Below are 13773 nucleotides of genomic sequence, written 5' to 3'. Positions count from 1 at the left end.
TATACTAGAGAAGTCAGTCGAACAAAGGGAGGAAGACAATGAATCACGAAGCTTTTTTACAACGCGCAATTGATCTTGCAGTAGAAGGAGTAAATAGTGGCACAGGCGGCCCTTTTGGAGCGGTCATTGTCAAAGACGGTCAGATTATTGCAGAGGGAAGCAACAATGTCACAACGAGTAATGATCCAACCGCACATGCAGAAGTGACAGCCATTCGAAAGGCGTGCCAAACACTACATACATACCAATTAGAAGACTGTATTTTGTATACAAGCTGTGAGCCTTGTCCAATGTGTCTTGGTGCTATCTATTGGGCTAGACCAAAGGCCGTATATTTTGCCGCTGGACACAAGGATGCAGCGACTTCTGGTTTTGATGACTCCTTTATTTATGAAGAAATCAACAAAGAATACGAATCAAGAAACATTCCATTTTACCAGCTGCCCCTTCAAAAAGCCCTTGCTCCATTTGAAGCATGGGACACATACGACAAAAAGAAAGAATATTAAAAAAAGACACCTGCTCCACAGCAGGTGTCAGTAGATTGTTGACAAAGGGCTAAATTTTAGCCCTTTTTTCTTTTCATTATTCCGCCACTTCAAGCTCTACTTCGATGTTTCCTCTTGTTGCTTTTGAATATGGACAGAATTCATGTGCAGCCTCAACAAGCTCTTTCGCTTTGTCATGGTCAAGCCCTTTAGCGGAAACAATCAGCTTCACGCCAAGTTTAAAACCGCCATCACTTTCATCTTTTAATAGACTGACATGTCCTTCTACTTCTGATTCAATTTCGACACCTTGCTTCTTGGCGACTTGTTCAAGCGCCCCTCCGAAGCAGGCCGCATAACCCGCTGCAAATAATTGCTCAGGATTCGTACCAATTTCTCCATCTTTCTTTGCGTTTGGCATCACAATGTTGTGGTCAAGCACACCATCATCAGAACGAACATGTCCTGCTCTTCCGTGCTGTGCTTTTACTTTTGCAGTAAATAATGGTTTCATCTTGATCTCCTCCTTCTTCTACTGATACCTTTCACGTTCTATTCGTTGCTCAAACATTTATGGCACATTGAAGAATTTTTCATTTTTAGTCTGTATTTATTTTAAAAAGGAAGAAAATCTTATACAATGATAAGTATGACAAAAAATAGTTGGTGACAGATATGACAAATGAATTTGAACATATGAAGCTGGAAAATCAGCTTTGTTTCTTGTTATATGCAAGTTCAAGAGAAATGACGAAGCAGTATAAACCATTATTAGAAGAGTTAAATATCACATACCCGCAATATTTGGCACTGCTTTTGTTATGGGAGCATGGGACATTAAATGTGAAAACAATGGGAGAGCTTTTATATTTAGACTCCGGTACACTCACACCTATGCTAAAACGAATGGAACAAAATGGACTCATCATCCGCGAACGTTCGAAAGAGGATGAGCGTTCGGTCCAAATTCGTTTAACAGAATACGGAGAAGCTTTACAAGAGAAGGCCACTTCGATTCCATTTCAAATGCTGTCTGGAACAGGCAGATCAGAAGAAGAGCTGAAAACACTTCGCGCTTCTTTACATGAGCTTTTGCAAAAATTAACACAATCAAAAGGCTGAGGGAATATTCCCTCAGCCTTTTTTTGATGTTTATTATTGAGCGACAGCTACTAATTCTACTTCAATGTTTCCTTGCGTTGCTTTTGAGTATGGGCAAACGCCGTGTGCTTTATGAACAAGTTCATCAAGTGCAGATTGCTCAATTCCAGTTCCTTTTACTTCTAATTTGACACCTAGTTTGAAACCGCCGTCTGAACTGTCTTTGACTAAGCTTACATGTGCCGTTACTTCACTTTCAAAACGGATACGCTCTTGTCTTGCTACCATTTGAAGGGCTGAATCAAAACATGCAGAATAGCCCGCTGCGAATAATTGCTCTGGATTCGTTGCTTTCTCAAGCTTTTTCGCTCTTGGCGTTCCTGGCATTGCTACATCATGCTCTAGTACACCATCTGTTGAAACAACCTTACCTTCTCTTCCTCCTACAGCTGATACCGTTGCAGTAAATAAAACTTCTGACATGAATATAACCCTCTTTCGCTCTATTAATGTTTTCTACAATTGAATTGTACACAATCTAAATTCAAGAGTCAATGAAAAACACTCACTTTCATCTTTCCTCCATTTTTTATTTTTATGAATGTACATCGCACGATGATGGAACCAATCAAGGCAATTAAAAAAAGCCCTTTAAAAAGGGCTTTTTAGATCGTGATATGCTGCGGATTCGGTTTTTCTAGCGTATGGTTTCTGTTATCGGGGTCGGCATTAGGTGATGTGATCCATAATGCCAAGATCGTGATGCTTGTACAGACGACTGCCCATTTTTTAAAATTCATATAAACAATCCCCTCTCTGAATATAGATACGAGCATGTTCCGCTTCCCCATAGAACATGGAAGATTTTTCATAATCCTCCATTTCATTATAATACTTTGCGGTGTCTAAAGCCAGCTCTTCTATATCTGGATATGCATAGGAAGATTCTAAAAAATGGAAAATTCGTTTAATATGCTCTGCATCTTGTCGTAAGTACAACGCTTCTAAAAAAATGGTCTTCTGAATATGAATGTCATCCTGCAGAGCTTCTGCTCGTTTCATACATTCTTCTCTGTAATATAATGCTTCATTGTTTTTACCTTGTTTGTATAAGATCTGAGCGGCTGTATAAAGAGGGTCTATCGATCGACGAAGATGATCAGATTGGTTTTGATCAAATAATGAGATGGATTCTTTCATTAAGTCGAGTGCGCGGTTCAAGTCTCCCATTCTGTAATAGCTGTTGCCCATATTAAACAAAGAAGAAGCAATAAAACGCACATTCTGAAAGTCTCTTGACCTTGCAAGTGCTCTTTCGAGATGTGGCAATGCCTTTTCATGCCTTCTCATATCATCATAATTACCGGCTACAATAAATTCACACTGAATGGTACGAAGCGCATATAGTTCGTGCTGAATATAGACATCCAGCGCTAGTTTGGCATGGTGCATCGAAATGTGTGTTTGTTTCATGTGATAATATATTTCTGACATTTTAAAATGAAATTCTGCACGTTCAATATCGTCGGATACAAAAGAAAGCTTGTGCTCTGCCTTTTGATAGGACGATATGGCAGCAATGTACTCTCTCCGGCCGAACTCATACATGCCTCTGAAGAAATGATAGTAATATTCAAGCATGCCTGTGACATGCGTTTGATGCTCATCTATTTCTTTCGAAAGCTCGGAAAAGTTGGCGCGAAGCTTTCCTTCCTTTAATGGCTTTAAATAATCGAGCATGACCTCATGCCTGAATTCCATTAAAGAAAAATAGAGAAGCAAATTCTGATCTTCTTCCATTGAATCAAGAGAGGTGCGAATTTCCTGCTTTAACTGTTCTGCTTGTTCTGAATCAAATCTGCGGATTAATTCATACCACTTGTTGATTTTCACTCCAATATCCGAAGAGGGAATGATTTTCGCCATACGTTGCCTTCTCCAATCTTCTCAAAATATAAAACATTACCATATTTTATCATACTTGACCGGAGAAATACAAAAATGAAAGGAAAAAGAGAGCCTTGTGCGATAAGACTCTCTTTTTGGATTGGTTATTCTCTTATTTGTCCTTGACCACGAATCACAAATTTTTCAGAGGTTAGGGCTGGCAGACCCATTGGTCCTCTAGCATGCAACTTTTGTGTGCTAATGCCGATTTCCGCTCCGTAGCCAAATTCAAAGCCATCTGTAAACCGGGTAGATGCATTATGATACACAGCGGCTGCGTCAACGGCTGTTAAGAAAAGTGCCGCATGCTGCTCGTTTTCCGTAATGATCGCTTCAGAATGCTTAGAGCTATACATTTGAATATGCTGTATCGCCTCTTCCATGGTCTTTACGGTTTTAATACTGACAATCGGCGCTAAAAATTCCGTTTCAAAATCAGTGGTCGTCGCTAAAGTGGCACTCGGTGCAAGTGCACATACTGCTTCATCGCCCCGTATCTCTACACCATGTGTCTGAAGTGCTTCAAAGAGCGAAGCGCCATGTTCTTTTGCCCATGTTTCATGAATGACAATGCTCTCAATGGCATTACAAACAGATGGTCTTTGTGTTTTCGCATTCAGAACAATTTGTTCAGCCATTTCTTTTTGGGCTGTTTCATCAATGTAAATATGACAATTCCCTGCACCCGTCTCAAGTACTGGAACAGTAGACTCTCTCACAACAAGATCAATTAAATGTTTCCCGCCACGTGGAATCAGGACATCTAGATAGTCATTTAAAGTGAACAGGGTTTTAGCCGTCTCACGGCCTGTATCTTCAATCAATTGTACACTGTCTACGGGAATATCCGTTGGTTGCAGCGCTTCATGAATGACTTTCACAATCGCTTTATTACTATGAATGGCCGATGAACTTCCTCGAAGAATCACAGCATTTCCAGTTTTCAAGCAAAGAGTGGCCGCATCGACTGTCACGTTTGGTCTTGCTTCGTAAATCATCCCAACCGTTCCAAGAGGCACACGTACTTTTTCAATGAAAAGCCCGTTTTCTTTTTGAATGGTCTCTAATGTTTCACCAATTGGGTCTTTGAGCTGAATGAGTTGATGCGTAGCGTCTGCAATCGCTTCAATTCTCTCTTCTGTTAATGTAATTCTGTCGATCACAGATGGCGTGAACTCTTTGTCTATAGCCGCCTGAACATCTTTTTGGTTCTCGGCAATTAAATACGCTGAAGATGCTTTTAATGCTTTTGCAATAGCGTCTAATGCAGCATTCTTTTGTTCAGTTGTTTTTAATAGCAGCTGATCTTTGGCTGCGCTTGCCTTTTTTGCTTTTTCTAGAACTTCATTCATCGTTTTCCCTCCTCAGTTTTGTACGTGCTGAACCCAGTGATCTCGGTGAATGACTTCAGGTTTTTCATAAGAAAGCTCCTGACTTCGCATCCCTTTAATGCCAAGAAGCTCATCTGAATCATACAATGTTTGCCCTTTACCGACTAACCCATTTGGACCAACAACTTCAACGACCTCTCCTTTAGAGAATTCACCAGCTACATCAATGACACCAGCTGGAAGAAGACTCCTTCCATTATGCAAAATCGCCGCCTCTGCCCCGGCATCAATCATGATCTTCCCAGAGACTGGTGAGTGGAATTGAATCCATTGGCGACGGTTATTGACTGATGATAAGTCTTGTTCACCAATATATGTGCCGTCCCCTTGACCAGCGAGAATGTGAAGAAGCTTGTCTTCCCCTGTACCTGTGCCAATGAAAACTTTAACGCCAAGGGAGAGAGCTGTTTGTGCAGCTGAAAGCTTAGATTTCATCCCGCCTGTTCCAACCTTTGAACCCGTACTCTTCGCATATGAGAACAATTCATCTGAAATGTGAGTCAGCACATCAAACCGCTTCGCATCAGGATTCTCACTTGGATTGGCATCATAAATTCCGTTGATATCTGTTAAAATGATCAATTGGTCTGCATGAATTAAGCCACTGACCAGTGCTGATAACATGTCATTATCACCAAAGGTAAGCTCCTCGATGGACACAGAATCATTTTCATTAATGATCGGTAAAATTTTTCTTTCGAGCAGCTCCATCATCGTTGCGTAAGCATTTCGATATCTTGTACGATCTGAAAAGTCATTACGTGTTAAAAGCATTTGTGCAGGCGTCATCTGAAACTGTGAAAATAGTTCTGTATATTTCTGCATTAACAAGCCTTGACCAACAGCAGCAGCAGCCTGCTTCCCTTTTAAGGTCACAGGTCTTGACGGATATCCTAAACTGCCAAATCCCGCCGCCACGGCACCTGACGAAATGAGAATGATTTCATGCCCTGCCTCTTTTAGCTTTGCGATAGCTTTGACATGATCCTGCATTTTTTGTTCATCAATGGCTCCCTTTTGCTCTGTTAATGAACTGCTACCAATTTTTATGACGATCCTTTGCTTTTTCATCATTGATTCCCTCCGCTATACCTTTCACCACATAAAAAATCCCTTTTTCTCCTTATGTAAAGGACGAAAAAGGGATTTTCCGTGGTACCACCTTCATTGAATAAGCATACGTTTGCTTATTCCACTCAACTCCTGTAACGCCAGGCATGCGCTTAGATTTTTCCTCTAAGGCTCAAAGGGTAGGTTCAGCAGCTGTCTGTGGCAAATGTTTCAGCGTGTCATTTGCTCTCTTTACACAGCAGGTCCTGCTTACTATTCCTTCTCAACGCTCGTTAATTTTTTTATATTATCACCAATTGCTTCAGAAAAGTCAAGCGGTCAATTAAACACAATCGTTTTATTCTCATGGACAATGATTCGATCTTCTAGATGCCATTTGACAGCTCGGGCAAGCACACTGCGCTCAATCGTGCGGCCAATATTTTTTAATGCCTCTGCATCATCTCTATGATCTACCCGCTCAATATCCTGTTCAATGATTGGCCCTTCGTCTAAATCATTGGTGACATAATGGGAAGTTGCGCCAATCAGTTTAACCCCTCGCTCATATGCACGCTTGTATGGGTTAGCCCCTATAAAAGCCGGCAAGAAGGAATGATGAATATTGATGATTTTGTTCGGATGCTGTTCAATAAAGGCTGGCGTTAAAATTTGCATGTATCTCGCAAGCACAACCGCATCAATATCATACTCTTCTAATAATGCAAGTTGCTGTTTTTCTGCATCTTGGCGAATGTCTTTATTTGCTTTCACGAAGTGGAATGGAATGCCGAGTGCTTCGACTGTATCTTTTGCCGTTTCATGATTGCTGATAACAACCGCTATTTCAGCCATTAAATTACCGCTTTGCCATTCCCATAAAAGTTCATGTAAACAATGAAGCTCTTTGGACACAAAGATCGCCAGCTTTTTCAGATCACTTGCACGCGACATGCTCCACGTCATGTGAAATGATTGCGCAATTGGCTCAAAGCTGCTTTTCAGTTGATCTAAGTTGGCCGAAATGTCTTTCCAATCAAATTCAATTCTTAAAAAGAACCGGCCGCTCTCATGATCTGTTGTGTATTGACTAGATTCAATGATGTTTGCTCCATGTTCAAATAAAAAAGTAGAAACAGCTGACACAATACCAGGCTGATCCGGGCAGCTGACTAAAAGCCTGCCTTTTTGCTCATGCTTTTGTCTGTGTAATTCAAGTTTCTCTGTAATCAATGTTCTCATGTCTTATGACCTCATTTACGTTTTTCATTCTAATGAAATATTATACTGGACTGGAAAGAGAAAAAGCAATTAAGTGTCGTATTTTTTATTGAATATTCATTCAATTCTGCACCTGGCGTGATATAATATGAATAGACCTTTTATCACAAAAGGAGTGATGGAGATGAAAAACATGACTTTGTTTGGTAAAGTGAGCTTTTGGCTCGGCATCGTATGTCTCATCACGGGCATTTATCTATTTATGACCGGAGAAAGACTCATTCCTTTACTTACATTTGGTGTATGTTTTCTGCTTGTGAGTCAACTTTACCGCAAAAATGAAAACGATTCCAATCATCATTCGATGTAGCAAAAAGGCTGGCACATGTGCCAGCCTTTTCTTATTCAATGATTTTCAACCCGACCGCTGCCGATAAAATCAGTGCGATAAAGAAAATACGTTTTGCATCTTTTGACTCACCGTAAAACAGCATTCCGACAATCGCTCCTCCAGCTGCTCCGATTCCTGTCCAAATCGCATACGCCGTTCCCATCGGAATTGTATTCATCGCAAGAGACAGCATCAGAAAGGATAGCGAAAATCCAGCTGCTATGAAGAAAATCCATTTGACATGGCGATCTTTCTGGAATTGATTCATCATGGTGACACAAAGCATTTCTAAGATGCCTGCCCCAATGAGTAAAAGCCAGCTCATGATTCAGCCTCCCCTTTCTTTTCACCTGTGGTTAATTTGAGTCCTAATACACCGCTTAAAAGGACCATGATCAAAAGTAATTTTACTAGCTGTACCGGCTCACCCATGACCATACCTACTATGACCGTTCCTGCTGTTCCAAGTCCGGTGAAAACGGCGTAAAGTGTGCCAACTGGAAGTACAGTCGTGGCTTTCAGGAGTAAATAAAAGCTGACGACAATACAAACGATGGTTGCACTCCATTCCAATATAGAGTCAGCATATTTCAACCCCATCACCCAGCCGACTTCAAATACGGCTGCAATCAAAACGTTTCCCCATTTCATTCGATCTCTTCCTTTCTTACCGATTCCAAGCAATAAAAAAAGCCCGGAAATCGATCGTTTGATCAAATCTCCCGGGCTTTTATCCCTCCGTGTCCATACGGCCCATTCTTAGAGGACCCTATGTGTTTTCTCTCGGTCCAGACTGCGCTACCGCACGGAACCCTAGAAAACCAATTCATGATAAGCAGATCTAGCGTAAAGCCGATTCTGTATGAAAAAGTGTATCACACCCTGATATGCCGGTCTACCACTTTGCTTTTCCCCTTCAAATATACTTGTTCATTTTTCGAAAGAAAGTGGATGAAAGCGAAGTATACTAAATGTTAGAAAGAGGAACGACCACATCACTGATATAATAAAACAAGAGGTGGATCAAATGATGATGACCGACGAACAAAAACACGAATTTTATCAAGCACTTGTTGATAAGAATCCGCAATATGACGGCACGTTCTTTGCAGGTATTAAAACAACCGGCATCTTCTGTCATGCCACATGTACTGCTAGAAAACCAAAATATGAAAACTGCGAGTTTTTCTTTACAGCAGAGGAGGCGCTGCTTGCAGGGTATCGGCCGTGTAAGCGATGCACGCCTTTAACATATCCTAACAGCATTCCAGAAGAAGTCAAAACACTTGTATCAGCAGTTGAAGAGAGTCCTGAGAAACGATGGAAAGAAGAAGATTTTCGCCAATTAGGGATTCACTCTGCAACAGCTCGGAGAAAATTTAAAGAAATCTATGGAATGACCTTTGTTCAATATGCTAGATCACGCCGAATGGGGCTAGCGTTTAAAGAGATTCTGAACGGAAAAAAAGTCATAGATCAGCAAGTCACCTTCGGTTACGAGTCTTCCAGTGCCTTCAATGATGCCTTTACGAAAATCATGGGAAATCCACCCAAAAAGGCGCAAGTCAATATTTTGCATGCGAATTTTATTTCTACCCCGATTGGGCGGATGATTAGCATTTCAGATGCAACCCATGTGTATTTGCTTGAATTTATGGAAAGGCGAGGATTAGAAAGAGAAATTGAGAACATCAGAAAAAAACATCATGCCCGTATTTTAGTTGGAGAAACAAACGTCCATCAGCAATTAGCAAAGGAATTGGCCTTATATTTTGAAAAGAAACTCACGCAGTTTACTGTGCCACTTGCTATACATGGCACCCCTTTTCAAAAAAGGGTATGGGATCTTCTCTTACAGATTCCACCAGGCGAAACGAGATCGTATCGAGATCTTGCCATCATGCTTGGCGATCCCCATTTGGTTCGGGCAGTTGGAAATGCAAATGGTGCCAATCAGTTGGCCATCATCATTCCTTGTCACCGAGTCATTCAAACAAGCGGTGAACTTGGCGGATATGGCGGGGGAATCGAACGAAAGAAATATTTACTTCAGTTAGAACAAAAGAAAAAGCGGCTCTCCTTATGATTCAAGCGAGCCGCTTTTTCCATCACGAGTAACACTGTAAACATCAATCATTTGATCCCATTTTGAAATGGTTTTTTCTTTTTTCATTCCCATTTTCATTGCGACCTTGACTGACGCTTCATTGTCAGGACGAATTAAGCTGACCATTCGCCTCACCTTCATTTCGTCAAAACCATACGCAAGACAGCCTTTTGCAGCCTCAACAGCATATCCTTTTCCCCATGCCGATCTCTTTAGCATATAACCAATTTCAAGCTCTGTTTGTCCTTCGACGTTTTGGAGAACAATTCCGCTTTGTCCAAGTGGTTCTTTCGTTTCTTTTTCTTCAATGATCCACAGGGATGTATGATACGTGCGGTCATTCTTTTGATTCCAAGCAATCCACTCTTTTGTCTGCTTTTCATCCTTTAGTGAAGGATAATACTTCATGACCTCTTCATCTTGGAACAGCTTTTCATATAAAAAAGGCGCATCGTCTTCATCCATTGTTCTCAGTCTGAGGCGCTCTGTTTCAAACACGATCCGTGTTTGATGTGTCATTTGTTATCCCCCCTGCTTACTTGCTAAAAATATCTCCGAACAACCCATTTGAATCTGGGGCAAAGTAATGGAACCCCGCACCCGTTAAACTAGCAGCTAATGCGGTCCACATGATTAAACTGACCGTCATCCACACAGTGACTTGTTTTCTTTTCGTACCGAAGCTCATACACATAAAAGCCGCTAAATGACTGCCAATAATAAAAGGACCGATAAGTGCCAAACCAGGGAGACCGTACCGTTCCCAAACCTTTCTGGCTTTCAGCTGTTTTTTCTCTCTTTTTTCATCATGTTTCTCCTCTTTCCTCTTCAGCCACCACGCTTTAAATCGGTCCACGAAGACGATGAGTAGCAAGACGGTAAGAAAGTTGCCGACGAATCCAATAACTGCCGTTGTCACAGGATGCAGACCACTTAAAATCCCCAGCGGAACGACACCAACCACTTCAAAGAAAGGTAAAGCAGCCAATATAAAAACGAGTACATACCCCCATACAATATCCAATCACAGAACCCCTTTTCATTTTTGTCCTCTTCTCATTGTAAAGAAAAATGTGATCCCATATCTACATTTTTTTAGAAAAAGAAAAGCACATCGCAAGTGATGTGCTCCAGATTGTTGACAAAGGGCTAAAATGAACTTGATTTTAGCCCTTTGTCTTCTTTTCACCCTGATAGAAAACCTTTGCAGTCTAGGAAGGACGAGCACCGAAGCGCAGGACTGACAAAGAATGCGAGGGTTTGTCTACACGCTGAAGCACATCGCAAGTGATGTGCTCTATCTACATTAAATGTTCATTTTTCTTGTTTGTTTTCTGTAAAAAAGCGATTGTGAGCAAGACTAAAATCACAATGGATACCAGACTTGTGAAAAGAAGCATGAGAGGTGATGTCCATCCAAGCCATTCGAATAGGAGTTGCGGTCCAAAGAAGATCAACGGAATGAGCGACATCATATTCGCCTTTAATATAGCATTCAATAAGACAATACACAGCAGCAACAGAACAATGACGCCCCATCTTTGGCTCGAGGTCAGCACAAGTAAAGGAGTACCAAGTTTTTGGTCCAATAATTTCACTGTGATCAAGGCTGTCATCTGAAAAACACCTAATATCCAAAAGTAAAAGAATGCCCTCTTGCTTGTTTGAAAGGCAGAAGCTCTAAACATCACAATGGTCATGACCACATTGGCCACTATGATGAGCGGATAACCAATGAGTGCATACCAAGAATACGATAAACTTTGACTGATGGCATCTGCTAACATCATGTAAAAAAGAGATCCAATTAAAAAAGCACTGACAAACGGAACCCAGTCTTTATGATTTCTAGAGAGCTCTTTCGCTAGCTCGTCAGCAAAGCCCCGTGGATCTCCGCCAAATACATCTTCCCCTGTTTTCCCATCTTTCTCAGCTTCGACAGCGTGTGTCGTTAATTCATCCATCACTTCGTCGATCTCGTCCTGATTTTTCCCTTTTGATATGAGATAGAGTTGCAGCTCTAATAAGATGTGTCTCGTTTCTTTTGTTACCATCTTCTCACTTCCCTTTATGTAATAATCGCTCTACATTCCCTGACAGCTCATTCCATCGCATGGTAAAATCCGTCAGCGCTTCTTCACCTCTTTGTGTGAGCGTATAGTATTTCCTTTTCGGCCCACTCGCCGATGCTTTTGTGGACGTACTGACCAGCTGTTCTTTTTGCATGCGCAGCAAGATCGGATAAATACTGCCTTCACTAATTTGATCAAACCCATAGTGAGCAAGCTTCTTTGTCATTTCATAGCCATAAATTTCACCTTCAGAAATAATCGACAGCAGGCATCCCTCTAAAATTCCTTTTAGCATTTGTGTTGATTGTGTCATCATCGATCCTCCGCTTTCAGTACCTTGCATGACAAGATAGTTTGATCTTACCACACACTATCTTGCCATGCAAGATACCGACTCAAAAAAAAATCACCGCTTAAAGGGTGATTTTTACGCCCAAGGCTTATCCGTCCCAAGTGCGTCAGCCAAAGCTTTACTATGCTTCCGGCGGCTTTTTCTTTCCTCTGCCCGCTGCTTCGCTGTTTGATGAAGCATGATTTCTTCCTCTGTTTCCGGCATGACTTGTGGAACTCGTTTTGGCTTCCCGTTTTCATCAAGCGAGACAAAGGTAAGAAATGAAGTTGCTGCGAGTCTGCGCTCTCCAGACATCAAGTTTTCCTTAATGACTTTGACGAATACTTCCATTGAAGATGTGCCGACCCATGTCACATAAGATTCTAAGCAGACGGACTCTTTCTGTCCAATCGGCTCTAAAAAATCAACTGAATCCATTGATGCGGTGACTGTTTCACTACGGCTGTGTCTTGCTGCCGAGATGGAAGCAATGTCATCTATATAACTCATTAATTTCCCGCCAAATAACGTTTGGTGGTTATTCGTATCGAGGGGAAATACCCTGCTGGTTTTCACAACTTTCGATTCCTTGCAGTATTTGAAATTTTCTTCACTCATCGTCATAGCTCCTTCTTGCTGTTTTCGTTGATGCGGAACGACTTTTATTAAACACTATTCTATTAGGTTTGTCTAAACTTTTTGCTTTAGTCTCTCATGAGAGATTTTCTTTCGGAAATGTTTCAACATTTACTAGAAGGAGGAATAATATAACTATCGATAAACAAGGAGGCCCTTTGATGGATTCTATGAAATCAGAGAAAGTGTATAAAACGCCGCAATGTATGAGTGAATATGATGATTTACAAGAAGTCCTCTTATGCAGTCCAATTTATATGGAAATTAAACAGATCATCAATGAAACCCAAAAGCATTTTGCAAGAGAAAATATTTCTCAAATCAAAGCCCTCACGCAGCATAAGCAATTCATCCAAACGCTGAAAAACCATCATGTCCGGCCTGTCCTTCTTCCTGCAAATGAACGTTTCCCTGAACAAGTCTTCACTCGGGATATTGGATTTACAATTGGACAGACTTTATTTGTTTCAAATATGGCAGCCCCTGTCAGACAAGGAGAAGAACATTCCTTAAAAGAATGGGCACAGACAAAAGGATGGACAACCATCACGCTGGATGATGGAACGATTGAAGGCGGCGATGTGCTTGTAGACCAAACCCGGGTATTTGTGGGGATCAGCAAAAGAACAAATCTAGCCGCCATCCAGCAGCTCAAAAAAGAACTGCCGAATCACGACATCATTCCTATTCATCTTCCTTCTCACATTTTGCATCTTGATTGTGTGATGAATATTCTTTCTCATCATGAGATCTTGATTTACCCTGAAGCTTTTACGGAAAAGGATCTTCATATGCTCACAAAGCATTATGATCTCATTGAAATAAGTGAGCAAGAGCAGTTCACACTTGGACCAAATGTGTTGTCCATTGGACAGAAAAAAGTCATCAGCTTACCAATCAACCAAGAAACAAATGCTGCATTAACAGCCCACGGCTACACCGTCATTGAAGTAGATTTTTCAGAAATCATTAAATCCGGCGGCTCTTTTAGATGCTGTACATTACCTATTAGGCGTTCATAAAAGCCAAAAAGCCAGC

General features: G+C 41.2%; 19 protein-coding genes, 1 riboswitch and 1 other annotated feature. Of the genes, 5 read left to right on the top strand and 14 right to left on the bottom strand.

Annotated elements, in window-relative coordinates:
* Positions 1 to 38: 38 nt before the first annotated feature.
* On the top strand, positions 39 to 509 hold the full coding sequence (gene guaD / locus ES896_RS11030) for a guanine deaminase (protein ID WP_135226801.1): 471 nt from the start codon (positions 39 to 41) through the stop codon (positions 507 to 509).
* 76 nt (positions 510 to 585) lie between these two features.
* Here guaD and ohrB read toward each other — a convergent pair whose 3' ends face one another.
* Positions 586 to 1002, bottom strand: a complete 417-nt coding sequence (ohrB, locus tag ES896_RS11025; protein WP_135226800.1) for an organic hydroperoxide resistance protein OhrB — start codon at positions 1000 to 1002, stop codon at positions 586 to 588.
* 161 nt (positions 1003 to 1163) lie between these two features.
* On the opposite strand from ohrB, the gene ES896_RS11020 reads away from it, so the two are divergent.
* Positions 1164 to 1610 (top strand): MarR family winged helix-turn-helix transcriptional regulator, encoded by a 447-nt coding sequence (locus ES896_RS11020; RefSeq protein WP_008346188.1) that lies wholly within the window; start codon positions 1164 to 1166, stop codon positions 1608 to 1610.
* A gap of 33 nt (positions 1611 to 1643) precedes the next feature.
* Here the strand turns inward: ES896_RS11020 and ES896_RS11015 are convergent, their stop codons facing one another.
* From ES896_RS11015 to purU, 6 genes are all read right to left on the bottom strand, one after another.
* Entirely contained in the window at positions 1644 to 2072 is a 429-nt protein-coding gene (locus ES896_RS11015) for an organic hydroperoxide resistance protein (protein ID WP_017367099.1), read from the bottom strand.
* 182 nt (positions 2073 to 2254) lie between these two features.
* Positions 2255 to 2389, bottom strand: a complete 135-nt coding sequence (locus ES896_RS11010; protein WP_008346190.1) for a hypothetical protein — start codon at positions 2387 to 2389, stop codon at positions 2255 to 2257.
* A complete protein-coding gene (locus tag ES896_RS11005) occupies positions 2379 to 3515 on the bottom strand; it encodes a response regulator aspartate phosphatase (RefSeq protein ID WP_008346192.1) in 1137 nt (378 codons plus the stop codon). Before ES896_RS11005 ends, ES896_RS11010 begins: the two co-directional genes overlap by 11 nt.
* A 125-nt stretch (positions 3516 to 3640) precedes the next feature.
* Positions 3641 to 4888, bottom strand: a complete 1248-nt coding sequence (locus ES896_RS11000; RefSeq protein ID WP_081114173.1) for a glutamate-5-semialdehyde dehydrogenase — start codon at positions 4886 to 4888, stop codon at positions 3641 to 3643.
* Between the two features lie 12 nt (positions 4889 to 4900).
* A complete protein-coding gene (proB, locus tag ES896_RS10995; RefSeq protein ID WP_025207224.1) occupies positions 4901 to 5998 on the bottom strand; it encodes a glutamate 5-kinase in 1098 nt (365 codons plus the stop codon).
* A 56-nt stretch (positions 5999 to 6054) separates the two neighbouring features.
* Positions 6055 to 6273: a binding site (T-box leader), on the bottom strand.
* Positions 6274 to 6316: 43 nt separating this feature from the next.
* Complete coding sequence (gene purU, locus ES896_RS10990; protein WP_007498809.1) at positions 6317 to 7219, bottom strand: formyltetrahydrofolate deformylase; 903 nt, start codon at positions 7217 to 7219, stop codon at positions 6317 to 6319.
* 163 nt (positions 7220 to 7382) lie between these two features.
* Between purU and ES896_RS10985 the strand changes: the two genes are divergently transcribed.
* Positions 7383 to 7568 (top strand): hypothetical protein, encoded by a 186-nt coding sequence (locus ES896_RS10985; protein WP_017359125.1) that lies wholly within the window; start codon positions 7383 to 7385, stop codon positions 7566 to 7568.
* 31 nt (positions 7569 to 7599) lie between these two features.
* Here the strand turns inward: ES896_RS10985 and ES896_RS10980 are convergent, their stop codons facing one another.
* Both ES896_RS10980 and ES896_RS10975 read right to left on the bottom strand, forming a co-directional pair.
* Positions 7600 to 7914: a DMT family transporter gene (locus tag ES896_RS10980; RefSeq protein WP_017367096.1), complete on the bottom strand. Its 315-nt coding sequence runs from the start codon at positions 7912 to 7914 to the stop codon at positions 7600 to 7602.
* On the bottom strand, positions 7911 to 8240 hold the full coding sequence (locus ES896_RS10975) for a DMT family transporter (RefSeq protein WP_017367095.1): 330 nt from the start codon (positions 8238 to 8240) through the stop codon (positions 7911 to 7913). The genes ES896_RS10980 and ES896_RS10975 overlap by 4 nt, the downstream gene beginning before the upstream one ends.
* Before the next feature lie 66 nt (positions 8241 to 8306).
* Positions 8307 to 8417: riboswitch (guanidine-I (ykkC/yxkD leader) on the bottom strand.
* Between the two features lie 199 nt (positions 8418 to 8616).
* Here ES896_RS10975 and ES896_RS10970 point away from each other — a divergent pair.
* Positions 8617 to 9675, top strand: a complete 1059-nt coding sequence (locus tag ES896_RS10970) for a bifunctional transcriptional activator/DNA repair enzyme AdaA (protein WP_135226799.1) — start codon at positions 8617 to 8619, stop codon at positions 9673 to 9675.
* Here the strand turns inward: ES896_RS10970 and ES896_RS10965 are convergent.
* The 5 genes from ES896_RS10965 to ES896_RS10945 form a co-directional block, all read right to left on the bottom strand.
* The gene (locus tag ES896_RS10965; protein ID WP_035700479.1) at positions 9670 to 10215 is read right to left on the bottom strand and encodes a GNAT family N-acetyltransferase; all 546 of its coding nucleotides are present in this window, start codon (positions 10213 to 10215) and stop codon (positions 9670 to 9672) included. The two genes, ES896_RS10970 and ES896_RS10965, sit on opposite strands and share 6 nt — an antisense overlap.
* Before the next feature lie 16 nt (positions 10216 to 10231).
* Positions 10232 to 10720 (bottom strand): small multi-drug export protein, encoded by a 489-nt coding sequence (locus ES896_RS10960; RefSeq protein WP_135226798.1) that lies wholly within the window; start codon positions 10718 to 10720, stop codon positions 10232 to 10234.
* Positions 10721 to 10997: 277 nt separating this feature from the next.
* Positions 10998 to 11750 (bottom strand): HAAS domain-containing protein, encoded by a 753-nt coding sequence (locus ES896_RS10955; RefSeq protein ID WP_050827194.1) that lies wholly within the window; start codon positions 11748 to 11750, stop codon positions 10998 to 11000.
* Positions 11751 to 11754: 4 nt separating this feature from the next.
* A complete protein-coding gene (locus ES896_RS10950; protein ID WP_019743451.1) occupies positions 11755 to 12081 on the bottom strand; it encodes a PadR family transcriptional regulator in 327 nt (108 codons plus the stop codon).
* 114 nt (positions 12082 to 12195) lie between these two features.
* The gene (locus tag ES896_RS10945) at positions 12196 to 12717 is read right to left on the bottom strand and encodes an acyl-CoA thioesterase (RefSeq protein WP_008346212.1); all 522 of its coding nucleotides are present in this window, start codon (positions 12715 to 12717) and stop codon (positions 12196 to 12198) included.
* A 179-nt stretch (positions 12718 to 12896) separates the two neighbouring features.
* On the opposite strand from ES896_RS10945, the gene ES896_RS10940 reads away from it, so the two are divergent.
* Positions 12897 to 13757, top strand: coding sequence for a dimethylarginine dimethylaminohydrolase family protein (locus ES896_RS10940; protein WP_041507407.1), 861 nt, complete (start codon positions 12897 to 12899; stop codon positions 13755 to 13757).
* The last annotated feature ends 16 nt before the right edge of the window (positions 13758 to 13773 follow it).

It is taken from the genome of Bacillus sp. 005/A4HT-01/001 (assembly GCF_004634445.1).
GTDB classification, from domain to species: Bacteria; Bacillota; Bacilli; order Bacillales; family Bacillaceae; genus Bacillus; species Bacillus altitudinis.
Note: the sequence above shows the minus strand (reverse complement) of the source record. Positions and strands in the feature narration are given on the sequence as shown.